The organism is Isoptericola halotolerans (assembly GCF_003003075.1).
Taxonomy (GTDB): domain Bacteria; phylum Actinomycetota; class Actinomycetes; order Actinomycetales; family Cellulomonadaceae; genus Isoptericola; species Isoptericola halotolerans_A.
Map to the genome: position 1 here is coordinate 254,640 of NZ_PVTX01000005.1, position 25,950 is coordinate 280,589.

A 25,950-nucleotide genomic window follows, 5' to 3' on the forward strand; every position below is an offset into this window, starting at 1 on the left:
GCACGGTAGGAGTCCGCGGTCGCGGGCCCGGCCCGACGACGGCCGCTCCGGGAAAGGTGTGCACGATGACGACGACCACGACGACGAGGCGACGGCGGCTGAGCGCCGCCGCGATCGGCCTCGCCCTGTTGCTGGTGCCCGGCTGCGCGGCGCTGTCGGACGTCGCCGGGCCGCAGCCGGTGGCGGCGGAGTCGAGCACGGCCACCGAGGACGCCTCCAGCAGCCCGGAGAGCCCGCCCGCGGGACCCGCCCCGGCCGACGACGCCGGGACCGGGGACGCGCCGGCGGTCGAGGAACCGCCCGCCGAGCGTCCCTCGGCAGCCGCGTCGCCGTCGTCGGGCACCGGGACGGACGACGACGCTGCCGAGGCGGCCCCTGACGACGAGAGGCGCGACGACGGTACGGGCCAGGCCGCGCAGGACGACGAGACCAGCGACGGCGGCGCCGAGGAGCAGGCCGGCGACGACGAGAAGGACAAGAAGGACAAGGCCCCGAAGGACAAGGCCGAGAAGAAGGACGAGGAGCCCGACTGGCCGGCCTACGGGGCGTCCGGCCAGCAGGTGACCGCGCTCCAGCAGCGGCTGGTCGACCTCGGCTACTTCCTGCCGGAGGTCGACGGGCAGTTCGGCCCCGCGACCCAGCAGGCGGTGTGGGCGCTGCAGAAGGCCGCCGGCCTGGGGCGGGACGGCGTCGTCGGGCCGCGGACCCAGGAGGCGCTCGACTCCGGCGCCCGGCCGTCACCGCAGTCGTCGTCGGGCAAGGTCGTCGAGATCGACCTCGCCCGGCAGCTCCTCATGACGGTCGAGGACGGCCGCGTCACCCGGGTGCTCAACGCGTCCTCCGGCAACGGCGAGACGTACGAGGCGAAGGGCCGGACCTACACCGCGAGCACCCCGCGCGGGTCGTTCGCGGTGTACATGGAGCGCGACTACCTCCACGAGTCGACGCTGGAGCTCGGGTCGATGTACCGGCCGAAGTACTTCCACGGGTCGTTCGCGGTCCACGGGTCGGGGTCGATCCCGCCGTGGCCGGCGTCGCACGGGTGCGTCCGCGTGTCGAACTCCGCGATGAACTGGCTCTGGGACACCTGGGGCATGTCCCAGGGCACCCCGGTCGTCGTCTACTGACCGTCGTGGCGTGCGAGGTCAGAGGGTGAGGCCGACCAGGACGGGCTCCGGCTCCAGCTCGATGCCGAACGCGTCCCGCACCCCGTCGCGGACGGCGCGGGCCAGCGCCACGACGTCCTGCGCCGTCGCGCCGCCCCGGTTCGTCACGGCCAGCGTGTGCCGCGTCGACAGCCGCGCCGGCGAGTGCTCCCCCGCCAGCCCGAAGCCCCTGGTGAACCCCGCGCGCTCGATGAGCCACGCCGCGGACGTCTTGACGAGCGACGGGTCGACCTCGCCCAGCGCCGGCCCCGTCGTCGTGGTCGGCGTGGCCGACCGCACGGGGAACCGCGGCGCGTCGGCCGGCAGCACCTCGGCCGCCTCGACAGGCACCACCGGGTTGGTGAAGAACGAGCCGGCCGACCAGCGGTCGGGGTCGCCCGACCGTGCGTCCGGGCCGACGCCGTCGAGCAGCATCCCCTTGCCGCCCCGCAGCTCGAGCACGGCCTCGCGCACCTCGGCCGACGGCGCCCGCTGGCCCACCTCGACGCCGAGGCGTCGCGCCAGCTCGCCGTAGCCGATGGGCGCCGAGAGGGAACCGAGGCGCATCTGCAGGTCGACCTGGAGCACCACGTACCGCGGTGTCGGGTACCAGAGGTCGCCGCCCGTCGGGTCGGCCCGCATCGTCCGCTTGAGCAGGCTCGAGCGGTACCCGAACTCGAGCTCGGACAGCGTCAGGGTCTTGCGCTGCCCCGTCGCCCGGTCCCAGGTCCGCACCGACGCCACGACGCCCGACACCTCCTGCCCGTACGCCCCGATGTTCTGCACCGGAGCGGCCCCGACGGTCCCGGGGATCCCGGAGAGCGCCTCGACGCCCACCCACTCGTTGGCGACGGCCTCGGCGACGAACGCGTCCCAGTCCTGGCCCGCGGGCAGGCTGAGGCTCGCGCCGCCGCAGGCACCGTCCGTCCCGCAGGAGTCGGCCAGGTCCGCGTCGAGGCCCTGGCGGACGTCGCGCACCACCACGCCGTCGAACCCCTCGTCCGAGACGAGCAGGTTGGACCCGCCGCCCACCACGAGCAGCGGCGCCCCGGCGTCGTCGGCGCCCCGCACCGCGTCGATCAGCTCGGCCTCCGTGGTGGCCTCGACGTAGCGGCCGACCGGTCCCCCGACGCGCAGCGTCGTCAGGTCGGCAAGGGTCGGGGCGGCGTCGGCCCCGACGGCGGCGGTCGGCTCGGTGGCGGTCGGCTCGGTGGCGGCGCTCGGCACGGTCTGGCTCACCTGTCCAGGGTAGACGGCCGCACCGCGGCCGTGTCGTCCTGCGGGGGCCTCGCCGCTCCCGCCACGAGGATGCCGAGCAGGACGGGCGCGGCCAGCACGAGGAGCGCGAGCCGGTAGCCCGTGTGCTCGGCCAGGAACCCGATGAGCGCCGGCCCGACGAAGAACGCGGAGTAGCCGACGGTGGACACGACGGCGACACGCAGGGCGGCGCGCCGCGGGTCGTCGGACGCCGCCGACATCCCCATCGGGAACCCGAGGCCCGAGCCGGCACCCCAGAGCGCGACCCCCACCAGCGCCGTCGGCAGGTGCGGCACGAGGGCGAACACGAGCACGCCCGCGATGGCGGACAGGCCGCTGGCCCGCAGCACCCACACCCGGCCGAACCGGTCGATGAGGGCCGTGCCGACCATCCGGGTGACGGTCATCGCCACGAGGAAGACCGCCAGCGCGACCGCCCCGAGCCCGTCCCCGACGCCGAACCCGTCGACGGTGGCCAGGCCGACCCAGTCGTTGGCGGCGCCCTCGGTCAGCGCCGCACCGAGCACGATGAGGCCCACGAGCAGGGTGCGGGGCTCGCGCCACGTGGCCAGCGTGTCCCGGAGCGAGTGGCCGTGCGACGGCTCGACGGCGGTCGAGGGGTCCGCGACGGAGTCCTGGGCGCCGGCCTGCGAGGTGGTGGGACCGGCGTCGTGCGCCGGCAGGAAAGCTCGCACGCAGAGGGCGACGGCGATCGAGTCCAGCACCACGACGCTCACCAGGTGCGGGGTCAGGGGCACCTGCAGCCAGGCCGCGAGCGCCCCGACGCCGGCGCCGGCGACGGTGCCGACGCTGAACGCCGCGTGGAAGCGCGGCATGACGGCCCGGCCGAGCCGCTGCTCGACGACCGCGCCCTCGAGGTTCATCGCGGCGTCCCACACCCCGACGCCGATGCCCGCCAGGAACAGGCCGACGCGGACCCACACGTGGTTCCCGGCGTCGACCCCGAAGCAGGCGACGGCGAACCCGACCGCCGAGGCGACGGCGAAGAACAGCACCGTGCGCGACGCCCCCAGGCGCGAGCTGATCATGCCGGACAGCGGCAGCGCGCAGATCGACCCGATGGAGGCGGTGAGGAGCAGCAGCCCCATCTGCCCCTCGGAGAAGCCGAGGCCGTCCCGGACGGCCGGGATCCGCGAGGCCCAGGTGGCCATGCCGAACCCGGCCGTCGTGAAGACGCCGAAGACGGCCCACAGGGCGGACCGGAGGCGGCGCTCGTCGGCGGCCGCAGCGGGGACAGAGTTGTTCACGGCACGACGATCCAGGAGCACCGACCGTTCGGTCAAATCGTTTCGAGCGGGTCGGGTCCCGCACCGATAGGCTGGCGGCCCGCACCGACGGCGGAAGGAGCCGCATGGGCCGCACACCGGGCAGCCGCCCGACCCTCGCACGGGTCGCCGAGCACGCCGGCGTCTCCGTGTCCACGGCCTCGCTCGCCTTCTCCGGGTCCGGCCCGATCACCGGCGAGACGCGCGACAAGGTGCTCACCGCCGCGGCAGAGCTCGGCTACACCGGTCCCAACCCGCTCGGTCGCCAGCTCCGGCGCGGGCGGTCCGGCATCGTCGGTGTCGTCATCGGGGACCATCCCGGCCGCGCCTTCCGCGACCCGGTCGCCGTGCAGGTCCTCGACGGTCTCGTCGACGTCCTCGGCACCCAGGGGCTCGGCGTGCTGCTCATCCCCGGGGTCAGCCCGTCCGCCGACGGCGTGGACCCCCTGCTGGAGACGGCGGCCATGGACGTGGCCGTCCTCGTCTGGGGCGTGCTGACGCACGACCCGATCCTGACCGCGCTGCAGCGGCGCAACGTCCCTGTCGCCGTCGGCGAGGGCCGTGCCGTCGAGGGCGCGCCGCTCGTCGCACTCGACGACCGCGCCGGGATCGCCGAGGCCACCCGCCACCTCGTCGGGCTCGGGCACACCCGCATCGCGGAGATCGCGCTGCCCTTCGGGCACGGCGAGCGCTCCGGTCCCGTCGACGCCGAGCGGCTGACCCGGGTGGAGCGGACGCCCACGGCGAACCGTCTCGCGGGCGTGCGGGACGCCGTCGACCCCGTGCTGACGTGGGAGACGCCCGCCTCGCTCGTCGAGCACGGCCGTGACGCCGCGACGGAGATCCTGTCCACCTGGGTCCCGGCCACCGAGCGCCCGACGGCGATCGTCGCGCACTCCGACCTGCTCGCGGCGGGCGCCGTCATCGCCGCACGCGAGCTCGGACTGTCCGTGCCCGACGACGTCTCGATCGCCGGGTTCGACGGCATCGACCTGCCCTGGCTCTCCCCCGACGTGCTCACCAGCGTGCACCAGCCGCTGCGGGAGAAGGGCGCCGCGCTCGGCCGCGCCGTCATCGGGCTGCTGGCGGGCGAGGAACCGACCACCGTGACCCTCCCGGTGGGCCTCACGCCGGGGACGACGACGGGGCCGGTGCCCCGGTAGTCGCTCAGCCCGACGCCGGCTGGGTCACCGCGGCGAGGGCCCGCTCGCGCGTCAGGAACGCCAGCATCGCGTGCTTCGGGCCGTGCGGGGACTCGAACCGGACCTCGCCGGCGAGCTCGAACCCCATCGCCGCCGTCCGGGCGACGGCCGGGCGGTTGCGCACGTCGGGCTCCACCACGATCCGCTCGACGTCCGGCAGCGAGAACGCGAACTCGACGAGCGCCGGTCCGAGCACCCCCCATCCCACGGAGTCGCCGCCCCGGAAGAAGTGCGCGCCGACGTCACCCGGCTCGACGTCGTACGCCGCGGCGACCGGGTCGTCCTCCGGGTGGTAGAGCTGCGCGAGCGCGACCGGGTCGTCGCCAGCGCGCACCAGGTAGGCGTGGTGCGTGGGCAAGGAGTCGACGAACTCGTACGTCGCGCGCAGCTCGTCGCGCGTCAGCTCGCCCAGGCCGAAGAACCCGGCGTGCGGCCGCGTCACCCAGTCGTGCAGCACGTCGACGTCGGCGGCCGGGTCGAGGACCGTCACCCGCAGACCCGACCCGGCGGACGAGCGCCAGACCTCCTCGCCCGGTGTCCCCTCGTGCAGCCGTCGGGTCATCGTGTCTCCCAGGTCTCGGGGCGCAGCCGCGCCCAGTCCGTCTCGATCTCGTGCGTGCCGGCCGCCGCCCACTGCGGGTGCTGGTCCGTGAAGTGCGGCGAACGCGGGTCGCCGCTCGACCCGAACGGCACCCCCCACCGGCTGCGGCGGCGGTCGGCGAGGTCCCACACCCAGCGGGCCACGGAGCCTCGCCAGGACGCGGTCGCCACCCCCGGTACGGAGCCGGTGCAGCACACCGTGTCGGCAGCCCCGCCGACGGGCACCCGGTGGACGTCCGGCACCCGCGGCACACCGGCCGGGTCGAGGACCGTGACCTCGGCCAGCCCGTGCAGCGGCAGCACCGGGTGGAGGTCACCCCACGTCACCGGCACGTTCGAGGCACCGCCGGCCGGTCCCACCGCGGCCCGCCGGGTCACCTGGGCCAGCGCGGCCTCCGCCTCGGCGGCCGGGTCCTGCGGCGGGTCCCAGGTGGCGCCGGCACGCAGGAGCGGCTCCAGTGCCCCGGCCACCCGCGCAACCACGTCGCACCACGGGTCGAACAGCGCCGGCAGCCCGGTCGGCGCGTGCACCGGGGCGAGCGCAGGGTGGGCGGACACCCGTCGCGCGAGCGCGTCCCGCCACCGCACGAACAGCGCCGCGTCCACCGACCCGGCGTCCATGCGCGCGCCGCTCGCGGCCCAGTCGCGCAGCCGGGCGGCGGCAGGGCCGACACCGGACCCCCGCACCCCTGCGAGGAGGCTCACCAGGCTGGCTGCACCGCCGTCGGACACGTCGCCGAACACGCGGGACTGGCCGCCGGGCCGCTCGCCGTCGTCGGGCGCCGTGGCGAGCAACGCTGCGATCCGCCGGGCGCGGTGCGGGGCGTACGCATGGCCGAGGTCGGGCGCCCGGCCGCCGGGGACGGGACGGTCGTTCGCGTCGACGGCGAGGTCGTGCACCTCCACCGCGCCCGGCAGCGAGCGCCAGGGTGGCCGCCAGCCCGGGCCGACGGCGTGGGGCAGCACGCGCTCGGCGGGTGCGCGGTCCGGCACCCGGCCGGCGGTCAGGCTGAGCACCGTCCCGGCCGAGTCGGCCGTCAGCACCCGGTTGACCGGATCCACCCAGCCGGCGAACGCCTCCGCCACGTCCCCCGCGGTCCGCGAGCGCAGCAGCCGGCGCCAGGACGCGACACCGAGGTCGGCGTCGACCCGGGCGGGCCAGCGCAGGCTGTGGCGGTCCGTGACCAGCGGGCCGCGGGGCGTCTCGGTCCAGGCGACCTCGACGTCCTCGGCGCCCCGCACCGGGACGGTCTCGCGGACCGTCGTGACCTCCCCCGCGGAGCCGGACAGCGTGTCCGCGGTCTCCGTGAACAGCTCGACGTGGTGCGCCATCGCGTTGGTGATGCCCCACGCCACCGACCCGTCCGGACCGTCCGGTGGGGCGCCGTCGCGCACCGTCGCGTGCCCGAAGTGCTGGACGCCGGGGACGCCCGGGAAGGCCAGCCCGACCACGTCGTACTCGTCGCAGGCGAGACGCACCTGCTGGTAGACCCCCGGCAGCTCGAGCAACCGGTGCGGGTCGCCGGCCAGCAGCGGGGCCCCGCTCGCCGTCCGCCCGCCCGCGAGCGCCCAGGCGTTGGAGCCCGAGGACGCGCCCGCCTCACCGTCGGCACCACCCAGCAGCACGTGGTCGGGGCCCAACGTCCGGGCGACGTGCTCGCGCCACAGCAGGTGCGGCCAGCCGCTGAACAGGACGTGGTTGGTCAGGAACACCCCGAGCGGCGCCCAGTCCGGCCACGGCGTGTGCGGCGGCAGCTCTCCCGGCACCGCACCACCGCTCGCCAGCACGTCGAGCTCGGGCACGTCGCGTCCGCCGTCGGCCAGCCCCGCGTTCACCCCGGCCGTGTAGGCGGCGAGCCAGGCCCGCTCGGGCGCGGCGAGCGCGGCATGGACCCGCCGGGCGGTGTCGGCGAGCCGGACCTGCACGGCGAACCGGTCCCAGGCGAGGCCGCCCGGGCCGATCCGGGCGGCCAGGCGACCCTCGGCGCGCCAGCGGTCGGACTCGAGCTGCCAGCCCCGGTCGCGGGCCGTCACGTACCCCTGGCCGAAGGCGAGGTCCGGCTCCGTGGCGGCCCGCACGTGCGGCACGCCCCAGGCGTCCCGGAAGGTCTCGAACCTCACGGGCGCGCCACCGGGTTCGCCAGCGTGCCGGCGTAGATCAGCGAGCTCGACTGGTCGGCCAGGTCCACCATCTGCAGCGTGTTGCGCAGCTGCAGACGGTTCAGGCACGAGTGCGCGAACCGCGCCGCCCGCAGGTCCACCCCGGAGTCGAGCCCCGGGTGCTCGGCGTCGTGCCGGTCGAGGCACTCGCCCACCAGCGCCCAGAACCGGTCCTCACCGAGCACGCCGTCGACCGCCAGGATCCCGGCGAGGTGGCGCAGCACGCCGTCGAACACGTCGGTGAAGATCGCCAGCGCCTTCTCGGCGTCGTCCACGGGCGCCACGACCCGGGCGACGTCGTCCGGCAGCGTGCCGGCGGCCAGCGCACGGTCGGAGAGCAGCGCGACCTCCTCGCCGATGTCCTTCATGAACGCCCGCCGTACGACGCCGTCGCGCAGCACGAGCACCAGGTTCTCGCCGTGCGGCATGAAGGCCAGGTCGTGGGCGCGCAGGCAGTGCACCAGCGGGTACAGGTAGGCGTCGAGATAGGCGCGCAGCCAGGCCTCGGCGCCGACGCCCGACGCCCGGACGAGCCCCGTGACGACCGCCGCTCCGGAGGCGTCCCGGTGCAGCAGGCTCGCCATGGTGGCCAGCCGCTCGCCCGGCGCGGTGCGCGGCAGCGGGGACTCGCGCCACAGCGCGGCCAGCATCTTGCGGTGCGCGTTGGGCTGCGGGGTGCGGTGGTAGACGTCGCCGGTGTACCCGACCGACGCCAGCTCGCGCAGGACGCCGAACCCCGAGCCGGTCAGGGTGCTGTCGCCCTCCACGAGCCCGGCGACCCAGTCGTTGATCGCCGGGGTCGCCCGCATGTACGCCGGGCTCAGGCCCCGCAGGAACCCCATGTTCTGGATCGCCAGCGCCACCTTGACGTAGTGGCGCTCCGGGCGGGTGCGGTTGAACATCGTGCGGATGGACTGCTGCGGCGTGTACTCGTCGGCGCCCGGCCCGAGCGGGACCAGGTCGTCGCGTGCCACGTCGGCCGCGAACGTGATCGGCAACCGGTGCTGCGCCTGCCACGGGTGCACGGGCAGGTAGAGGTAGTCGGCCGGGTCCAGCCCGCGCGTGGTGAGCCGACCGGCGAACGCGGCACGCTCCGCGCCGGACAGCTCGGCGCCGTACAGCGCGTCCTCGGTCTGGTCCCCCCCGAGGGCCAGGTGGGTGTGCTCGCGGCGTGCCGCGACCCACTGCAGCCGCAGCCGGCCGCTGCGCTCGGGCGCGAACGCCGCGTAGTCGTCCAGGGAGAAGCCGATGCGCCCGTTGTTCGCGAGGAAGCCGGGGTGCCCCTCGCTCATCGCACCCTCGACGGCCTGGAAGGTGCCTGCGGTCCGGCGGTGGTCCTCTTCCCGCGCCGCGGGGACCGGTGCCGTGAGGCCGGCGACCAGCCGGGCGGCGTTCGGCGTGACGCCCGTCAGCTCCCGCTCCCGCTTGGCCATCGCCGCGGCCAACGTGCTCGACAGCTCCTCCAGGTACGTGGCGAGCAGCGCGTCCGGCACCTGCAGCAGCGGCTGGAGCTCGGCGACCAGGTCCAGCACGTCCACGGGCAGGGCCGCCCCGTCCGGGGAGGTCCGGGTGATCGACGCCGGATCCACCACCCAGTGCTCGAGCGCGAACGTCCGGGCTGCGAAGGCGTAGCTCGCCCCTGCCAGGTCGAGCCGGTACCTCCCGGAACCGGCCGGGCCGTCCGGGGCCGGCGCGAAGAGCCGCTCGTGGGCCAGCTCCGCGAGCGCCTTGGCGGCCAGGTGCCGGTGGGCCACCTCCGCGAGGTCGCCGCGCAGGTGGGCAGCGACCGGGGTACCGGCACCCAGCGGCGACGCCGCGAAGTCGGCCCGGGTGCAGACGCTCAGCGCCGCGGTCTTCGTGCGGCCCGCGTCGGTGACCGGCACCTCGCGCAGCACCCGGAACCCGGCCGCCGCGTTCTTCGCGGCGATCTTCGCGTTCGTCACGTCGGGCTCGACCACGACGCGCGCTCCCCCACGACCTCCCGCTGCGACGTCCGTGAGACAGAAGCGGACGACGGCGCCCATGACGGCGTCGGTCAGCCCCGTGCGGCGGCGGGCCGGCTCGTCCGGCGGCGGTGCGACCAGCAGGTGCATGCCGATGTCCCCGGGCTCCGCGGCGTGCACCGCGGTGAGCAGCACCCGGGCCGGGTCGTACGTCTCGGTGTACACGACCGGCTCGCCGTCGAGCCGGCCGAGCCAGCCCTCCTGCGCCTCGTCCGCGGCCACCGCCGCGAGGTAGTCGCGCACGCCGTCCACGTCGAGATCGGCCATCGCCCACGCCGACGACGCCGGGTGCGTCAGCCAGGACTGGACCGTCGCGGCGTCCCGGACCGGCGACACCGCGGTGAACGTCAGGTCCCCGAGCCCGGTGGGCGCGACGAACACGGCCCGCTCCGCGGCGGGCACGACGGCGGAGGCGGTGGTGGCGCTCACCGGGCCACCTCCGTCGCCGGCGCGGACGACGCGACCGCGGTGCCGCCGTCGGGCAGGCCGAACTGCTGGAAGGCGATGCGCCGCTCCACCGCGTAGGGCTCGCGCCCGGTGATCTTCGCGAGGACCACGGAGTTGCGCCAGGGCCCGAACCCGAGGTCCGGCGCGGTGACGCCGTGCGTGTGCTCCTCCCCGTTGAGGGTGTGGAGGCGACCGTCGGCGCTCACCGCGTAGTCACGGGTGACGTCGAACCGGCCGCGGTCGTCGAGGAGCAGCCGGTCGCGGACCGGGTCGAGGAACCCCGGCACGCCTGCGCCGTAGCCCGTGGCGGCCACCACCGCGCGGGTGCGGTGCTCCACCGTGCGGCCGAGCTGCGCGTGCCGCAGCGTCAGCACGTGCTCGAGCCCGCCGTCGTCGGCCGGCTCGGTGCGGGCCGCGACCACCTCGGTGTCGCTGAGCAGGGTGGTCGGGACCTCGCGGCCCAGCGCGGTGCGGCGGTACAGCGTGTCGTAGATGTCGTCGATCAGGTCGCCGCTGATCCCCTTGTAGAGGTTGCGCTGCTCGCGGCCCACCAGGTCGCGCAGCTCCGGCGCGAGACCGTGGAAGTGGTCGGTGTACTCCGGCGACGTCATCTCGAGGGTCAACTTGGTGTACTCCATCGGGAAGAACCGTGGTGACCGGGTCACCCAGTCGAGCCGGTAGGGGCCGGCGTCCTCGAGGAGGTCGCGGTACACCTCCGCGGCGGACTGCCCCGAGCCCACCACCGTGACCGCGCCGCTCGCCCGCAGCGCGTCCCGGTGCGGCAGGTAGTCGGCCGTGTGGACCACCGGGCCCGCACCGGGGAGACCGGCGGCGGACCGCGCGAGCTCGGCCAGCGGGGCGGGGAGCCGCGGCGTGGTGCCCACGCCGAGCACCACGTGGCGGGCGAGGTACTGCTCACGGCGAGCCCCCGGGGTGCCGGCGTCGCCGGCCGTGACCTCCGCCGTGACGACGTACAGGTCCCGCGCGGCATCGTGCTCGACCGCCACCACCCGGCGGCCCCACCGCAGGGTGTCCAGCTGCCCGGCCACCCAGCGGCAGTACTGGTCGTACTCGGCCCGCAGCGGGTAGAAGGACTCGCGGACGTAGAACGGGTACAGCCGTCCCGTCGCCTTGAGGAACGCCAGGAAGGAGAACGGCGAGGTCGGGTCCGCCATCGTCACCAGGTCCGCGAGGAAGGGCACCTGGATGGTGGCGCCCTCGAGCATCATGCCGGGGTGCCAGCGGAACCCGTCCGCCTGGTCCAGGAACACGGCGTCCACGTCAGCCAACGGGTCGGCGAGCGCGGCGAGACCCAGGTTGAACGGGCCGATGCCGATGCCGACGACGTCGTAGGTCCTCATCGCGCGGCCTCCACGGTGTCGTAGCGGTCGAGGTGCGGGTGCACGTCCCGGCACGGCGGCTCCTGCTCGTCGGCGAGCGCCTGACCGGCCAGGATGCCGTGCGCCGCCCCGCGCACCAGCCCCAGGACGCGGCGGACGTCGGCAAGCGTGACCTCCGGGTTGAGCAGCGTGAGCTTGAGGCACGGCCGGCCGTCGACGACCGTCCGGGCGACGCTCGCGCGCCCCGAGTCGAACAGCACCCGGCGCACGCGGGCCACCAGGGCGTCCGCCTGGGCGTCCGTGACCCCCTCGGGCTGGTAGCGGAACAGCACCGTGGACAGGTCCGTGCGGCCGATCAGGTGGAGCTCCGGGTCGCCCGCCAGGTCCGCGTGCACCGCGGCGGCCAGGTCGCAGACGGCGTCGACCATCTCGCCGATCCCGTCGGCACCCACCGCCCGCAGCGTCGCCCACAGCTTGAGGGCGTCGAACCGGCGCGTGGTCTGCAGCGACCGGTCGACCTGGTTGATCTCGGCGTCGGCCGCGCCCGCTTCCGGCACCGGGTTGAGGTAGTCGGCGTACCAGGACGTCCGCGCCAGGTCGGCCGGCTCACGCACCAGCACCGCGCTGGCCGACACCGGCTGGAAGAACGTCTTGTGGAAGTCGACCGTGACCGAGCGCGCCCGCTCGATACCCCGCAGCAGGTGGCGCCGCTCCCTCGAGACGAGCAGTCCGCCACCGTAGGCCGCGTCGACGTGCAGCCACACGTCGGTGGCGTCGCACAGCTCGGCGATCGCCGTGATCGGGTCGAGGCAGCCGCGGTCCGTGGTGCCCGCCGTGGCCACCACCGCCATGACGACGTCGCCCGCCCTCGCCGTCGTCGCCAGCGCCGCGGCGAGCGCCCCCGGATCCATGCGGCCGTCGGCGTCCCCACCTACAGTGACCACGGCGTCGTCGGACAGGCCCAGGATCATGGCGGACTTCGCCACCGAGAAGTGGCTGCTGCTCGTGGTCAGGATGCGCAGCCGGTCCTGCAGGCCGTGCCGCGCGACACCCCGCAGGCGCGTGCCGTCCGGCCCCGTCAGCGCGCTCTCCCGCGCCGCCAGGAGGGCGTGCAGGTTGGACTGGGTGCCGCCGGAGGTGAATACGCCGTCCCCGCCGGTGAAGCCGATGCGCTCGTTGGTCCAGGCGATCAGGCGCCGCTCCATGAGCGTCGCCACCGTGGACTGGTCGTAGGTGTCCACCGACGTGTTGATCGCGGCGAGCATCGCCTCCGCGCCGACGGCCGGGATCGCCACGGGGCAGTTCAGGTGCGCCGCGTACGCGGGGTCGTGGAACCACACCGCGTGGGTCGCGTAGAGGTCTGCCGTCTCGCGCAGCGCGTCGTCGGCACCGATGCCCGGCGCGTCGAGGTCGACACCGTCCACGAGGGCGGCCAGCTCGGTGCGGCTCGCCCCGCTCCAGGGCTGGTCGACGACGGCGAGACGGGCCGCGACGTCGTCGACGACGCGGCCGACGGTGCGGGCGTAGGTGCCCGCCGTGCTGCTGTTCAGAAGGGCGTCGGTGCAGGTCAGCGTCGCGTCGGGCGGAGTGGTGGACACGTCCGTGTGCTCCTCGCAGGAGGGGATGGGTTGGTCAGGCTCACCTAACTTAGCCTCCCCTAAGTCGCAGGTCCAGACGAGCCACCATCTGAGACCGCGAGGTAGTGGCGCTCGCGCCGAGGTAGTGCGCGGTTGCGCGAGGTAGTAGCGCTCGCTCCGAGGTAGTGCGCGGTTGCGCGAGGTAGCGCCGCGTCGCGCGAGGTAGTAGCGCTCGTGCCGAGGTAGTAGCGCTCGTGCCGAGGTAGTAGCGCTCGTGCCGAGGTAGTAGCGCTCGTGCCGAGGTAGCGCGGGGCGGTTCGGGTTCCGCCGGGTGTCGGGTCCCGTGCACGGTCGCGTTCACGGGCGCAGGGCGCCCTCCACTTCGGGACTGACGACCGTGCACGGGACCCGACACCCGGCTTCGACGTTCCCGCCCGGCGCTACCTCACGCCGTCGGGCACTACCTCGCGCCGCGCGCTACTACCTCGCGCGACCGACCCACTCCCCGGGCCTAGCGCTACTAACTCGGCGGACGACCCACTACCTCGGAGCGAGCGCTACTACCTCGGCGGGCGGGGCACTACCTCGGTGGGGCGGGCATCGTCGGGGTCGGGAGGTAGACCTCTCCCCCGGCGGCGCGGAACTCCGCCGACTTGGCGGCCATGCCCGCCACCATCTCCGACTCGGCGGCGGCCACGACGTCCTGCTGCGCACCGGCGTCGCCGAACTCGTCGCGGATGTCCTGCGAGATGCGCATCGAGCAGAACTTCGGCCCGCACATCGAGCAGAAGTGCGCCGTCTTGGCCGCCTCCGCCGGGAGCGTCTCGTCGTGGTACGACTCGGCCAGCTCCGGGTCCAGCGAGAGGTTGAACTGGTCGCGCCACCGGAACTCGAACCGGGCCTTGCTCAGCGCGTCGTCCCGCTCCGTGGCCCCCGGGTGGCCCTTGGCGACGTCGGCCGCGTGCGCCGCGATCTTGTAGGTCACGACGCCGGTGCGCACGTCGTCGCGGTTCGGCAGGCCGAGGTGCTCCTTCGGCGTGACGTAGCAGAGCATCGCCGTGCCGTACCGGGCGATCTCCGTGGCGCCGATGGCCGAGGTGATGTGGTCGTAGCCCGGCGCGATGTCCGTGACCAGCGGCCCGAGCGTGTAGAACGGGGCACCGTCGCACAGCTCCTGCTGCCGCTCGACGTTCTCGCGCACCAGGTGCAGCGGGACGTGACCGGGGCCCTCGACCATCACCTGGACGTCGTGCTCCCAGGCCCGCTTGGTCAGCTCGGCCAGCGTGTCCAGCTCCGCGAACTGGGCGGCGTCGTTGGCGTCCGCGATCGAGCCGGGCCGCAAGCCGTCCCCGAGGGAGAACGCGACGTCGTACCGCGCGAAGATCTCGCAGAGCTCGTCGTAGTGGGTGTAGAGGAAGTTCTCCTGGTGGTGGGCGAGGCACCAGCCGGCCATGATCGACCCGCCGCGCGAGACGATGCCGGTCACCCGGTTCGCCGTCAGCGGGACGTAGCGCAGCAGCACGCCGGCGTGCACCGTCATGTAGTCGACGCCCTGCTCGCACTGCTCGATGACGGTGTCGCGGTAGATCTCCCAGGTGAGCCGGGAGGCGTCGCCGTCGACCTTCTCGAGGGCCTGGTAGATCGGCACCGTGCCGATCGGGACCGGGGCGTTGCGCAGCAGCCACTCGCGGGTGGTGTGGATGTCGTCGCCGGTGGACAGGTCCATGACCGTGTCCGCGCCCCACTTCGTGGCCCACTGCAGCTTCTCCACCTCTTCGGCGATCGTGGAGTGCACCGCGGAGTTGCCGATGTTGGCGTTGACCTTCACGGTGAACGCGCGCCCGATGATCATCGGCTCGGACTCGGGGTGGTTCACGTTGTTGGGGATGATCGCGCGTCCGGCCGCGACCTCCGAACGCACCAGCTCCACGTCGACGCCCTCCCGGATGGCGACGAACCGCATCTCCGGGGTGATCTCGCCGCGGCGGGCGTAGTGCATCTGGGTGATCGTGCGGCCCGGCAACGAACGACGCGGGGTGCGCCGCTCGCCCTGCCACTCGGCGGACGCGGCGCCCCGCCGGCGGGCTCCCCGGCCGTCGTCGGCCAGGTCACGCTCGCGCCCCTCGTACTCCTCGGTGTCCTCCCGCTCGGCGATCCACGCCGTGCGCAGGCCCGGGATCCCCTGCGTGGGGTCGCCGCCCGGGCCGTCGGTGCGGTAGATCCGCACCGGCGGGTTGGCCGACCCGTCGGGGGCGTCGGCCAGGGTGATCTCGGTGACCGGGACGACGATCCCGGTCTCGGTGTCGCGCTCGAAGGCGAGCGCGCGCGACGGTGCGTCGTGCGACATGTGTACTCCATCTTCCTACGCCGGCATGACCCGGTCAGGTTCGACGGTCCGGGCCGCGTCAGCCCGATCTCAGCCCCTGCGTGAGGCTCCCGTGGGATCACCCGCAACGTAGCACGACGCACCGCCGCCCTGCTCAGGCACCCTGCCCGCCGGTCACCTGCCCCGGCGCAGGCCTCCGACCTGCAGCGGGTTCGCCCCGGCGGCTGCCATGAGGTACCAGGACGTGGCCCCCGTGTGCTGCACCTGGAAGTAGCCGAACCCGAACCCGGTGTCGACGAGGCTCGAGGCGGCCACGACGCCGGAGCGCGCCGGCAGCGGGGCGCCGCCCACCGTCTGGCCGCCGCCGAGCAGGTCCTGCGTCCGGCGGACCTCGGCCAGCAGGTCCTCGGCGCGTCCGGCGTCGCGTCGCCCGCGCCCGCGATCGGTCAGCGCGCAGGCGAGCTGCGCCGTGCCCTCCAGCCAGACGGCGTCCTGGTGCGCCGGGATGCCCTCGTACGAGGCCGTCGTCGTGAGGCTCGCGCTCGAGAACGTCACGCCGGAGATGGAGGTTCCCTCGGGTAGCTGCGAGTTCCCGGTGCCCGCGACGTCGCGGGCGGCGAGGTCCGCGGCCGCCCAGTCGACGGCCCGGCCGTACCGGTTCGCCCGCAGCGCGAGCCAGCTCCAGGTCGCCGGGTCCAGGGGCAGCGGGTCGGGGTTGATCTCCTCGCCGTCGTTCGTCCCGGTGTAGAAGTACCCGCCGCGCCGGTCCCACATGCGGTCGACGAACTCGCGCGCGTGCCGCTCCGCCCGGCGCCACCGCCGTCCACCCGCGAGGGCGTCGAGCTGGCGGAAGAACGCCACGCAGTCGACGTTATGCTCGGTCGAACCGTTGGGCACCGGGGCGTTCGCGGCGTCGACGCCGAAGGAGAATCCACCGAGCGGGCGCTCGGACCAGGTGTTGTCGAGGATCCACTCGCCGATCCGCACGGCGGCGTCCCGGTAGCGGCGCTCGCCCGTCACGTCGTAGGCGTGCAGCAGCGCGATCCCGGGCCACGCCATGTCGCCGACCGCGGTCCCGAGGAACCCGAACTGCCAGCCGATGTTCGCGGTGCCGTCAGGCAGCTCGAGTCCGTAGGCCTGCTCCGAACCGTCGTAGAACGTGTACGGGCCGGCGTTGTACCCCTGGCGCAGGCGGCCGTCGTCGTAGGCCGGGTCGTGCTCCTGGGCGAAGACGAGGCCGTCGGCCAAGACGGCGGCACGCTCGACGTGGCCACCGGCGAGCGAGGCGCAGATCGTCAGGGCGACGTCGTAGACGAAGGCGGTCGAGAACAGGCCGAGCTGGTCGGCGTAGGACTGAGCCAGCCGGGGACCGGTGTTGACCTCGGGGTAGGCGTCGGTCATCACGCCGAGGAACTCGTGGGCCCGCCGGACGGACCCGCCGTGCCCGCCGCCGTGGCCGGGCCACGGCGGGCCACCTCGGCCGGTGCGCCCGGCGGCCCACGCCTCGGCACCGGTGGCGATCGTGAACGCTCCGGCGGCACCCGCGACGAGCACGCCGCGGCGTGAGATCGCCGCGGGCGGGGCGGGGACGACCTCGGCGGTCGGGGCGGGTGGGACGCGTGACGAACTGGACATGAGCATCTCCTTCGATGGTCCGCACCCCCACCGTTGGGGGCAGCACTCAAAGGTTACTCGTGTCACCCGCCGGCGTGAAGAGGCGTCACCGGGCGGTTCCGGAGGGGCTGCTCTCGCAGGAGGGCTCAGGCCAGGCGGACGACGGCCTGCGCCCGGCCGAGAACCTTGACGTCCTCGTGGGTGACCGTGAGGTCGACGCGGACCGTGCCGGCGTCCGGGTCGACCGCGCCGACCGTCGCGACGACGTCGACGACGGCGGTGCCGCGGGCCGGCACCGGCACGGGCTTGGTGAAGCGTGTGCCGTACCGGACGATCGCGCCCGGGTCGCCGACCCAGTCGGTGACGACGCCGATCACGGAGCCCATCGTGCACATGCCGTGAGCGATCACGCCCGGGAGCCCGACCTCGGTCGCGAACCCCTCGTCCCAGTGGATCGGGTTGAAGTCGCCGCTGGCACCCGCGTAGCGGACCAACGTGGCGCGGTCGAGCTCGATGGCGCGGGAGGCGACGACGTCGCCGACCGTGAGCGAGGCCAGCTCGGGTCCCTGCTCGGACATCAGGAGTCCTCCCCGCGGACGACCAGGCTGGAGGTCACCGTGGCGACGTGCTCGCCCGGAGCGGCGCCGTCGGTCCCGGCGGCGAAGATCTCGCACCGCGTGGTGACCATGGAGATGCTGGCCCGCTGCGTCACGGAGTCGACGTGCAGGATCGTCACCAGCTCGTCGCCGGCGACGATGGGGCGATGGTGCTCGAACTTCTCGTCCGCGTGCACCACGCGCGAGAAGTCGATCCCGGCCGCGGGGTCGGCGACGTACTGGGACTCGGCACGCTGGGCGATCACCACCGCGAACGTGGGTGGCGCGACGAGGTCCGGATAGCCGAGACCCCGCGCCGCCACGATGTCGTGGTGCGCGGGGTGCTGGGCGCCGACGGCGGCGGCGAACTCGCGGATCTTCTCGCGCCCTACCTGGTACGGCTCGGTGGCCGGGTACTCACGGCCTGCGAAGGCGGTGTCGGGCTGGGTGTTCGCCACGTCGGTGTGGAGTCTCGCGACGAGACCGCGTCAGCGGGTCTCGCGGTGAGCGGTGTGCTTGCCGCAACGCGGGCAGAACTTCGCCATCTCGAGGCGGTCCGGGTTGTTGCGGCGGTTCTTCTTGGTGATGTAGTTCCGCTCCTTGCAGTCCACGCAGGCGAGCGTGATCTTCGGGCGGACGTCCGCGCTCTTGGAAGCCATGGTGTGTCACCTCTCGCGCCCCCGGAAGGCGCAACGTGCGTCAAGGATCTGGGTGGTCCGACGCCGGCCGTCGAACCGTGTGTTGCCGTGTGGTTGGTAGCGAGGGCGGGGCTCGAACCCGCGACCTCACGATTATGAGTCGTGCGCTCTGACCAGCTGAGCTACCCCGCCGCGCGTGACTCAGCGCGGGACCGTCCACCCGTTGTCTCGGGAGGCGGACCCGCGTCGTGTCACAGAGCCCCGAAAGGGAATCGAACCCTTGACCTTCTCCTTACCATGGAGATGCTCTACCGACTGAGCTATCGGGGCGCGGAGAGAACATTACACGGCCTGGGCGGTCCGGACGAAATCCAGCTCGCGTGGCCGCACCTGCACCCTCCCCGGGTGCCGGAGCAACCTCACCGAGATGAGGACCGCTCCGTGCGGTGGCAGGTGAGGGATTCGAACCCCCGAAGTCGATGACGGCTGATTTACAGTCAGCTCCCTTTGGCCGCTCGGGCAACCTGCCGAGCAAGGCCGCGGACGACCTTGCGGAGACAACCATAGCGGCCCGTCGGCCGCTGCGGAAATCCGTCCGCGGTGGCACTGGTCACCCCACGGCATATCCTGCGCTGGTGACCACCACCGCCGCCCCTCCCGCGGCCCGTTGGGGCCTCCCGCTGGGGCTCGGAGCGTTCCTCCTCTGGGGCGCGATGCCCCTGTACTTCCCGCTCCTCGAGCCGGCTGGCGCCGTGGAGATCATCGCGCACCGGATCGTGTGGTCGCTCGTGTTCTGCGTGCTGCTGCTGAGCGTCACCCGGTCGTTGCGGACCTTCACCGCGGTGTTCCGCAGCCCGCGCACCCTCGGCGTGCTCACGGTGGCGGCCGTCCTCATCGTCACCAACTGGGTGACGTACGTCCACGCGGTCCTCAGCGAGCACGTCCTGGACGCCGCGCTGGGCTACTACATCAACCCGCTGGTCACCGTCCTGCTCGGTGTGCTGGTGCTCCGCGAGCGGCTGCGCCCGGCGCAGTGGGTCGCGCTCGGGTTCGGCGCCGCCGCGGTCGTGGTCATCTCCACCGGGGTCGGCGGGCTGCCCTGGATCTCGCTGGTGCTGGCGTTCTCGTTCGGCAGCTACTCGTTGACGAAGAACCGCGTCGGGCGCACCGTCGGCGCGCTGCCGAGCCTCGCGGTGGAGACCGCGGTGGCCACGCCGTTCGCCCTGGGCTACCTCGCCTGGCTCACCGTCACGGGCGTCTCCACCTTCGGCCAGGAGGGCGTCGGCCACGCGCTGCTCCTGGTCAGTGCCGGCATCGTCACCGGGGTGCCGCTGCTGCTCTTCGGGGCCGCCGCACGCCGGCTGCCGCTGTCCGTGCTGGGGCTGCTCCAGTACCTCACGCCGACCCTGCAGTTCCTCGTGGGCCTGCTCCTGTTCGGTGAGCACATGTCGCCGTCCCGATGGGCGGGGTTCGCCCTCGTCTGGGTCGCGCTCGTCGTCCTCACGGTCGACGGCACCCGCTCGGCACGGGCCACGCGGCTGGCCGCCGCCGCGGTCGCCACGGGGGCCGCGCGGCCGGGCTGAGCCCGGTACGGCCAGCGCGCCGACTACGGTTGTCACACACCCGACACAGCAAGGAGCAACGCCATGGCCGACTCGTCGTTCGACATCGTCTCCAAGGTCGACCGCCAGGAGGTCGACAACGCCCTGAACCAGGCTGCCAAGGAGATCAACCAGCGCTACGACTTCCGCGGCGTCGGTGCCTCGATCTCGTGGAGCGGTGACGCGATCGTGCTGGTCGCCAACTCCGCCGACCGGGTCAACGCCGTCCTGGACGTCTTCCAGACCAAGCTCATCCGGCGCGGCGTCTCCCTCAAGGCGATCGACACCGGCGAGGGTGAGCCGCAGCCCTCCGGCAAGGAGTACCGCCTGCCGGCCACCCTCAAGGAGGGGCTGAGCAGCGAGGACGCCAAGAAGATCACCAAGCTGATCCGCGACGAGGGGCCCAAGGGCGTCAAGACCCAGATCACCGGCGACGAGGTACGCGTCAGCTCCAAGAAGCGCGACGACCTGCAGGCCGTCATCGCCCTGCTCAAGGGTGCGGACCTCGACGTGGCGCTGCAGTTCGTCAACTACAGGTGACCGCCCGGTGACGACGCCCCTCCCCCTCCCCCGGCTGGTGGCGACCGACCTGGACGGCACGCTGCTCGGGCCCGACGGGTCCGTCTCCGAGCGCACCCGCGCGACGCTGAGCGCCGTCGAGGAGGCCGGGGTCGAGATCGTGTTCGTCACCGCCCGACCACCGCGCTGGCTGCCCGGCCTGGCCCACTGCGTGGGCGGTCACGGTCGCGTGGTCTGCCTCGGTGGCGCCGCCGTGTGGGACCTCGCCACGGGCGCGGCGCTCGAGGTGGGCGGCTTCGCCGACCAGGACCTCCGCGGGTTGGTCGCCGACCTGCGCGCAGCGGTGCCGGACGTCGCCCTCGCGTTCGAGCGGACCGAGGGCCCGGCGTTCGACCCGTGGTTCCCGCGCGACGAGGAGGGCCTGCCGGCGACGGTGCGCGCCGTCCCGGTCGAGGAGACGCTGCCCGACGGCGGCACCCCGGCCGCGCTGGGCACCCCGGTCGGCAAGCTGCTCGCCGTGCGACCGCGGGCGGCGGGCTCGACCCGCCCCGGCGACGTGCAGCACGGCGGCTCGGCCCCGGACGACGCCCAGGAGGCCTTCTTCGCCGCGGTGCGCTCTGCCGTCGGGGACCGCGCGCACCTGGCCTTCTCGGGCGCCGCGGGCCTGGCCGAGCTGCTCGCGCCGCACGTCACGAAGGACGCCGCTCTGGCCCGGTGGTGCGCCCGCCGCGGTGTGGCGGCCGCCGATGTCTGGGCCTTCGGCGACATGCCGAACGACCTGCCGATGCTGCGGTGGGCCGGCCGGGGCCACGCCGTCGCCAACGCCCACCCGGACGTGCTCGCGGAGGCGGACGTCGTCGTCGGGCACCACGCCCAGGACGGCGTCGCCGAGGCGCTCGAGGCGTTGCTGGCGCGCGGCTGAGTCAGCCGGGCGGGTGGTGCCCCCGCGCCGCGCCGCTCGCCGCGCCGACTCCAGGGCCGTCGTCGGACCGCAGTCTCGACACCTCCTCGCGCAGGGCGCGGACCTCGGCGACGAGACTCTCGACGTCGCCGCGGCGGGCCCACAGGTCGTCCGTGCCGTCCCGACGCTCGGCGCGCTGCTCCTCGCTGCGCTCCTCGACGTTCTGCACCAGCCAGGACGACAGCGTCGCCGTCACCACGCCGAGCACGGCGATGCCGCCCAGCATCATGCCGACCGCCACGAACCGCCCGGTGATCGTCACCGGGTACGTGTCGCCGTACCCGACGGTCGCCATCGTCACCAGCGCCCACCAGAACCCGTCCCCGACGTTCTCGATGGTGCCGTCGGCGGCGCCACGCTCGGCGTCGGTGACGGCCAGCGCCCCGGCGAGCACCAGGAGCGCCGACCCGGCCACGGCGTAGAGGACGACACGCCCGCGCATCGCCGTGGCGCCGGCGCGGTTGAGCCGCTTGATCGCCTTGACCAGGAGCAGCAGCCGCAGGGGCCGTAGCAGCGGCACCGCGACCACGGCGAGGTCGAGCAGGTTCCCCCGCACGAACCGCCAGCGCTGCTGAGACAGCAGCAGCCGGGCGAGGTAGTCGACGACGAACACGAGCCAGGATCCGAAGACGACGGCCGAGCACACCGACTGCACCGTGGCGGACGCCTGCGGCCACACGATGGGGACGGCGTACGCGACGAGGAAGACGCCCGCGACCGCGATCAGCGGCCACTCCAGGCGGCGTTCCCAGTCGGCGACGCGGGGATCCTCGGCGAGGTGCGGCGGCAGGGCACGGGACGGTGGCGAGGTGTGGTCGGTCATCGCGCCTCAGGGTAACGAAGCCCGGACCACGGTCGACCTGACCTCCGAGCTCAGTACCGGGTGATGCCGCCGGGTCCGAACCCGGTGCCGCCGGACATCTTCTCGAGGCGGGCGATGCGCTCCGCCATCGGCGGGTGGGTGGCGAACATCTTGGCCAGGCCGCCGCCGCGGAACGGGTTGGCGAGCATCAGGTGCGAGACGTTCTCGAGGTCGCGGGTCTGCGGCAGCGGGGCCGCGGCCGTGCCCTGCTCGAGCTTGCGCAGCGCGGAGGCGAGGGCCAGCGGGTCGCCCGTGAGCTTCGCGCCGTCCTCGTCGGCGTCGTACTCGCGGGTGCGGGAGATCGCCATCTGGATGAGCATCGCGGCGAACGGGGCGAGGATCGCGAGCGCGAGCGCGGCCAGCGGGTTGCCGCCCTCGCGCCGGTCGCCGCCGCCGAAGATCAGCAGGAACTGCGCGAGCGACGTGATGACGCCCGCCAGGGCCGAGGCCACGGACGACGTGAGGATGTCGCGGTTGTAGACGTGCATCAGCTCGTGGCCCAGGACGCCGCGCAGCTCCCGCTCGTCGAGGATGCGCAGGATGCCCTCCGTGCAGCACACCGCGGCGTTCTTGGGGTTGCGGCCGGTGGCGAAGGCGTTGGGCGCCTGGGTGGGCGAGATGTACAGCCGGGGCATGGGCTGCCGCGCCACGGTGGAGAGCTCACGCACGATCCGGTACATCTCCGGCGCTTCGAGCTCCGTGACCGGGTAGGCGTGCATCGCCTTGATGGCGATCTTGTCCGAGTTCCAGTAGCCGACGAACGTGCCGATGAGGCCCAGCGCCGTGAACAGGAACAGCATGCCCTGGCTGCCGCGGAAGAACACCGCCCACAGGCCCAGGAGAACCGCCCACAGGACTCCGAAGAGGAGCACCGTCTTGAGCCCGTTGAAGTGCTGACGACCCACCGCTGTTCTCCTTCCGTGACGACACCAGTGCAACGCGCAGGCTACGTCGCCGGTTCCCGTGCCGCGCAGCGGGTTCGGGTCACGCGGGCGTGCGGACCACCGCCCGCCTTCCCGAGCCGAACCGCCGGAAGCCGTGCAGGACGGAGGAGATCCCCCACACGACCGCCGCCATCGCGATCACCAGACCACCCCAACCGAGCGCACCGATCCCGTCATCCGGAGGCACGGGGAACCCGTCAGGTCGCCCGGCGGCCCACCAGACGTCGAACCCGTCCTGCACGGTCGCGTCGACCGTGAACGGTGTCATGCCGTCTCGGTCGACCCTGGGCTCAGTCTCCGGGGCCCCTGGACAGCGCCCACCCCCCGAGGACCCCGTCGGTGACCGTCACCGGGATCACCTTCGTGATGACGTCCAGCGGCAGGTCGCCGCCATGGACGTGGGGGAAGTGCGTCCGGTCGTCGGGGTCGCCCGGTTCCTCACGCACCTCGAGCCCGCGCGCCAACAGCAGTACGGGGTCGATGCCCAGGGCGACCATCGGGCCGGTGACGTCGCCGTAGACGAAGCTCGTGACCAGCGCGAGCTGGTCGGCGTAGGAGCCGTGGAGAAAGCCCACCTGCTCGATCGACGCGCCGCGGGTCGACTCGCTGAACACACCTCGCACCTGGGCCTGCGTCCAGGTATCAGGGTCGGTCAGGTGCCAGATGGTAGGCATCCGACCAGACTAGAGGTGCGACGAGATCTGGCCCCGGTGAGCAACCGCCCATGGACGACATGATCGAGACCACGTAGCGAACTTGGTCCGCATGCGCGGACCTCAGTCCACGACGTCTTCGCGTCCGAGGACCTCGATGTGCAGCTCGACCGAGGGCAGCAGAGCGGTCAGGCGCGGCCCTTCGCGATGTCGATCATCTCCTCGCGCGGGACGACCTTGATGCGCTCGCGCCCGTGCGGCTCGCCGAGCGACAGCTCGTGCGCGTCGAGCAGGGAGAACTCGTCCCAGGTGACGACGTCGACGCCGCGCTCGGCGAGGAAGTCGAGGATCTGCTGCGGCTCGCCGTGCGGGGCCGTCCGGCCGTCGTCGGCGACGTCCTCCACGAGGTGGCGCACCGTCTCGGACGCGTCGGACTTGGTGTGCCCGATGAGGCCCACCGGCCCACGCTTGATCCAGCCGGTGGCGTACACCCCGGGCAGGTGCTCGCCGTCGAGGTCGACGACGCGGCCCTCCCGGTTGGAGATGACGCCCTTGAGGTCGTCGAACGGGATCTCCGGCAGCGGCGAACCGAAGTAGCCCACCGCACGGTAGACCGCCTGGACCGGCCAGTCGTGAAACTCGCCGGTGCCCTTGACCGTGCCGTCACCCTGCAGGGCGGTGCGCTCGGTGCGCAGACCGACGACCTTGCCGTCCTCGCCGAGCACCTCGGCCGGCGCCTGCAGGAAGTGCAGGTGGATGCGCCGCGACGCCGTCTGCTGCGACGGGTCGACGAGCGTCCAGTCCGTGAGGGTCTTGACGACCTGCTTGGTCTGGTTGGTCGCCTCGATGGCGGCCATCGAGCCCTCGTCGAAGTCGTAGTCCTCCGGGTAGACGACGATGTCGACGTCGGGCACGTGCCCGAGCTCGCGCAGCTCCAGCGGGGAGAACTTCACCTGGGCCGGGCCGCGGCGGGCGAACACGTGCACGTCGGTGACCGGGGACGCCTCGAGACCGGCCTGCACGTTGGCCGGGATCTCCGTGGACATGAGGTCCTTCGGGTGCTTGGCGAGGATCCGCGCGACGTCGAGGGCGACGTTGCCGGCGCCGAGGACGGCGACCTCCTGGGCCTCCAGCGGCCAGGTGCGCGGCACGTCGGGGTGCCCGTCGAACCAGGACACGAAGTCCGCGGCGCCGTAGGAGCCGTCGAGGTCGATGCCGGGGATCGTCAGGTCGGCGTCCCGGATGGCACCGGTCGAGAAGATCACCGCGTCGTAGTACTGGCGCAGGTCCTCGAGCTTGAGGTCGACGCCGTAGTTGACGTTCGCGAGCAGGCGCACGTCACCCTTGCTCAGCACCTTGTGCAGGGCGCCGATGATGCCCTTGATGCGCGGGTGGTCAGGGGCGACGCCGTAGCGCACGAGACCGAACGGGGCGGGCAGACGCTCGAAGAGGTCGATGCTGACGTCGAGGTCGGTCTTGGACAGGATGTCCGCGGCGTAGATGCCCGCGGGACCTGCACCGACGATTGCGACGCGCAGAGGACGGGAGCTGCTCACTGCGAGGTACGCCTTCCGGATCGGGGCTTGCGTGGGTGTCGATTCTACGAGGCTCACCGGGCTTGTTGGTGAGGGTTACCTCACTCTGGCACCCAGGATGCTGGCTCGACGCCCAGGTTCTCACATCTGTCCCGAGAGGTGAACAGGTCATCTCACATAGCGAGCAGCAGATGGTCACGCAGTGTCAGCAGCGCGTCACCCGGCTCCTCCCCCCAGCTGACGACGCAGAGGGGCGGCCCGGACGCACCGGACCACCCCTCGAGAAGCCGACCCACCGGGCCGACCGAGCTGAACGACGTCAGCCGCGGATACCCTGCGCCAGCTGCGCGTCCGCGTCCGACAGCGTCTGCGCCGCCTGCTCCAGGAACGACGCCATGCCCTCGAGACCCTCGATGGCCTGCGTGGTCCCCGTCGTGAACTCCTCGTACGACGTCTGGAACGCCCCCGAGGCCTGGTCCGTCACGAAGCCCGACGACACCAGGTTGTTCACCTGGGTCTGCAGGTTGTGCAGGATGTCGGTCATCTGCTGCTGACCGTTGCGCAGCTGCCCCGCCTGGGACCGCAGCTCGTCGTACGTCACGTTCATGTTCGCCATGACAAAACTCCTCGTTCGTCGCCTCGGCCGGCCCCCTTGCCGGCCGCCCGTCGTCGAGCACGACCCTA

The 25,950-nt window shown here is 73.4% G+C and carries 23 protein-coding genes, 3 tRNA genes and 1 riboswitch; of the genes, 5 read left to right on the top strand and 21 right to left on the bottom strand.

Annotation, left to right across the window (positions count from 1 at the left end):
- Positions 1 to 65 precede the first annotated feature (65 nt).
- Positions 66 to 1,127 carry a L,D-transpeptidase family protein gene (locus BCL65_RS09415; protein WP_106267355.1) on the top strand — a complete coding sequence of 354 codons (1,062 nt, stop codon included), beginning with the start codon at positions 66 to 68 and terminating at the stop codon, positions 1,125 to 1,127.
- A gap of 18 nt (positions 1,128 to 1,145) precedes the next feature.
- Here BCL65_RS09415 and BCL65_RS09420 read toward each other — a convergent pair whose 3' ends face one another.
- Together BCL65_RS09420 and BCL65_RS09425 are read right to left on the bottom strand one after the other, a co-directional pair.
- A complete protein-coding gene (locus tag BCL65_RS09420) occupies positions 1,146 to 2,372 on the bottom strand; it encodes a UDP-N-acetylmuramate dehydrogenase (protein ID WP_106267439.1) in 1,227 nt (408 codons plus the stop codon).
- An 8-nt stretch (positions 2,373 to 2,380) separates the two neighbouring features.
- On the bottom strand, positions 2,381 to 3,670 hold the full coding sequence (locus tag BCL65_RS09425) for an MFS transporter (RefSeq protein ID WP_243400910.1): 1,290 nt from the start codon (positions 3,668 to 3,670) through the stop codon (positions 2,381 to 2,383).
- 104 nt (positions 3,671 to 3,774) lie between these two features.
- On the opposite strand from BCL65_RS09425, the gene BCL65_RS09430 reads away from it, so the two are divergent.
- A complete protein-coding gene (locus BCL65_RS09430; RefSeq protein WP_106267357.1) occupies positions 3,775 to 4,851 on the top strand; it encodes a LacI family DNA-binding transcriptional regulator in 1,077 nt (358 codons plus the stop codon).
- Between the two features lie 4 nt (positions 4,852 to 4,855).
- Here the strand turns inward: BCL65_RS09430 and BCL65_RS09435 are convergent, their stop codons facing one another.
- From BCL65_RS09435 to BCL65_RS09495, 13 genes are all read right to left on the bottom strand, one after another.
- Positions 4,856 to 5,452: a GNAT family N-acetyltransferase gene (locus BCL65_RS09435; RefSeq protein WP_106267359.1), complete on the bottom strand. Its 597-nt coding sequence runs from the start codon at positions 5,450 to 5,452 to the stop codon at positions 4,856 to 4,858.
- The gene (locus BCL65_RS09440; RefSeq protein WP_106267361.1) at positions 5,449 to 7,611 is read right to left on the bottom strand and encodes a penicillin acylase family protein; all 2,163 of its coding nucleotides are present in this window, start codon (positions 7,609 to 7,611) and stop codon (positions 5,449 to 5,451) included. The genes BCL65_RS09435 and BCL65_RS09440 overlap by 4 nt, the downstream gene beginning before the upstream one ends.
- A complete protein-coding gene (locus BCL65_RS09445; protein WP_243400908.1) occupies positions 7,608 to 10,082 on the bottom strand; it encodes a GNAT family N-acetyltransferase in 2,475 nt (824 codons plus the stop codon). Before BCL65_RS09445 ends, BCL65_RS09440 begins: the two co-directional genes overlap by 4 nt.
- Positions 10,079 to 11,461 carry a lysine N(6)-hydroxylase/L-ornithine N(5)-oxygenase family protein gene (locus BCL65_RS09450; protein ID WP_106267363.1) on the bottom strand — a complete coding sequence of 461 codons (1,383 nt, stop codon included), beginning with the start codon at positions 11,459 to 11,461 and terminating at the stop codon, positions 10,079 to 10,081. The genes BCL65_RS09445 and BCL65_RS09450 overlap by 4 nt, the downstream gene beginning before the upstream one ends.
- Positions 11,458 to 13,038 (bottom strand): pyridoxal phosphate-dependent decarboxylase family protein, encoded by a 1,581-nt coding sequence (locus BCL65_RS09455; RefSeq protein WP_243400903.1) that lies wholly within the window; start codon positions 13,036 to 13,038, stop codon positions 11,458 to 11,460. The genes BCL65_RS09450 and BCL65_RS09455 overlap by 4 nt, the downstream gene beginning before the upstream one ends.
- A gap of 559 nt (positions 13,039 to 13,597) precedes the next feature.
- Complete coding sequence (thiC, locus tag BCL65_RS09460; protein WP_106267365.1) at positions 13,598 to 15,364, bottom strand: phosphomethylpyrimidine synthase ThiC; 1,767 nt, start codon at positions 15,362 to 15,364, stop codon at positions 13,598 to 13,600.
- A riboswitch (TPP riboswitch) is annotated at positions 15,360 to 15,465 on the bottom strand. (Overlaps the previous gene by 5 nt.)
- 52 nt (positions 15,466 to 15,517) lie before the next feature.
- Positions 15,518 to 16,978, bottom strand: coding sequence for a Tat pathway signal sequence domain protein (locus BCL65_RS09465; RefSeq protein ID WP_243400899.1), 1,461 nt, complete (start codon positions 16,976 to 16,978; stop codon positions 15,518 to 15,520).
- A gap of 125 nt (positions 16,979 to 17,103) precedes the next feature.
- Positions 17,104 to 17,535 carry a MaoC family dehydratase gene (locus BCL65_RS09470; protein WP_106267366.1) on the bottom strand — a complete coding sequence of 144 codons (432 nt, stop codon included), beginning with the start codon at positions 17,533 to 17,535 and terminating at the stop codon, positions 17,104 to 17,106.
- Positions 17,535 to 18,011 (bottom strand): FAS1-like dehydratase domain-containing protein, encoded by a 477-nt coding sequence (locus tag BCL65_RS09475; protein ID WP_106267368.1) that lies wholly within the window; start codon positions 18,009 to 18,011, stop codon positions 17,535 to 17,537. The genes BCL65_RS09470 and BCL65_RS09475 overlap by 1 nt, the downstream gene beginning before the upstream one ends.
- A gap of 30 nt (positions 18,012 to 18,041) precedes the next feature.
- Positions 18,042 to 18,212, bottom strand: coding sequence for a 50S ribosomal protein L33 (gene rpmG / locus BCL65_RS09480; RefSeq protein ID WP_106267369.1), 171 nt, complete (start codon positions 18,210 to 18,212; stop codon positions 18,042 to 18,044).
- Positions 18,213 to 18,306: 94 nt separating this feature from the next.
- A tRNA-Met gene (locus BCL65_RS09485) sits at positions 18,307 to 18,383 on the bottom strand.
- A gap of 65 nt (positions 18,384 to 18,448) precedes the next feature.
- Positions 18,449 to 18,521 (bottom strand) — tRNA-Thr (locus BCL65_RS09490).
- A gap of 117 nt (positions 18,522 to 18,638) precedes the next feature.
- Positions 18,639 to 18,720: transfer RNA gene (locus tag BCL65_RS09495), tRNA-Tyr, on the bottom strand.
- Between the two features lie 106 nt (positions 18,721 to 18,826).
- On the opposite strand from BCL65_RS09495, the gene rarD reads away from it, so the two are divergent.
- From rarD to BCL65_RS09505, 3 genes are all read left to right on the top strand, one after another.
- Complete coding sequence (gene rarD, locus BCL65_RS17985) at positions 18,827 to 19,774, top strand: EamA family transporter RarD (protein WP_165799972.1); 948 nt, start codon at positions 18,827 to 18,829, stop codon at positions 19,772 to 19,774.
- A 63-nt stretch (positions 19,775 to 19,837) separates the two neighbouring features.
- Positions 19,838 to 20,332 (top strand): YajQ family cyclic di-GMP-binding protein, encoded by a 495-nt coding sequence (locus tag BCL65_RS09500; protein WP_106267371.1) that lies wholly within the window; start codon positions 19,838 to 19,840, stop codon positions 20,330 to 20,332.
- A gap of 7 nt (positions 20,333 to 20,339) precedes the next feature.
- Positions 20,340 to 21,233: an HAD family hydrolase gene (locus BCL65_RS09505; protein WP_106267373.1), complete on the top strand. Its 894-nt coding sequence runs from the start codon at positions 20,340 to 20,342 to the stop codon at positions 21,231 to 21,233.
- Position 21,234: 1 nt separating this feature from the next.
- On the opposite strand, the gene BCL65_RS09510 is transcribed toward BCL65_RS09505, so the two are convergent.
- The 6 genes from BCL65_RS09510 to BCL65_RS09535 form a co-directional block, all read right to left on the bottom strand.
- Positions 21,235 to 22,095: a potassium channel family protein gene (locus BCL65_RS09510; RefSeq protein ID WP_106267374.1), complete on the bottom strand. Its 861-nt coding sequence runs from the start codon at positions 22,093 to 22,095 to the stop codon at positions 21,235 to 21,237.
- 50 nt (positions 22,096 to 22,145) lie between these two features.
- Positions 22,146 to 23,039: a zinc metalloprotease HtpX gene (gene htpX / locus BCL65_RS09515; RefSeq protein ID WP_106267376.1), complete on the bottom strand. Its 894-nt coding sequence runs from the start codon at positions 23,037 to 23,039 to the stop codon at positions 22,146 to 22,148.
- Between the two features lie 79 nt (positions 23,040 to 23,118).
- The gene (locus tag BCL65_RS09520; protein WP_106267378.1) at positions 23,119 to 23,346 is read right to left on the bottom strand and encodes a hypothetical protein; all 228 of its coding nucleotides are present in this window, start codon (positions 23,344 to 23,346) and stop codon (positions 23,119 to 23,121) included.
- A gap of 22 nt (positions 23,347 to 23,368) precedes the next feature.
- The gene (locus BCL65_RS09525) at positions 23,369 to 23,752 is read right to left on the bottom strand and encodes a DUF952 domain-containing protein (RefSeq protein WP_106267380.1); all 384 of its coding nucleotides are present in this window, start codon (positions 23,750 to 23,752) and stop codon (positions 23,369 to 23,371) included.
- Positions 23,753 to 23,919: 167 nt separating this feature from the next.
- Positions 23,920 to 25,287 carry an FAD-dependent oxidoreductase gene (locus BCL65_RS09530; RefSeq protein WP_106267382.1) on the bottom strand — a complete coding sequence of 456 codons (1,368 nt, stop codon included), beginning with the start codon at positions 25,285 to 25,287 and terminating at the stop codon, positions 23,920 to 23,922.
- Between the two features lie 298 nt (positions 25,288 to 25,585).
- Complete coding sequence (locus BCL65_RS09535) at positions 25,586 to 25,882, bottom strand: WXG100 family type VII secretion target (RefSeq protein WP_106265076.1); 297 nt, start codon at positions 25,880 to 25,882, stop codon at positions 25,586 to 25,588.
- Positions 25,883 to 25,950: the final 68 nt, after the last annotated feature.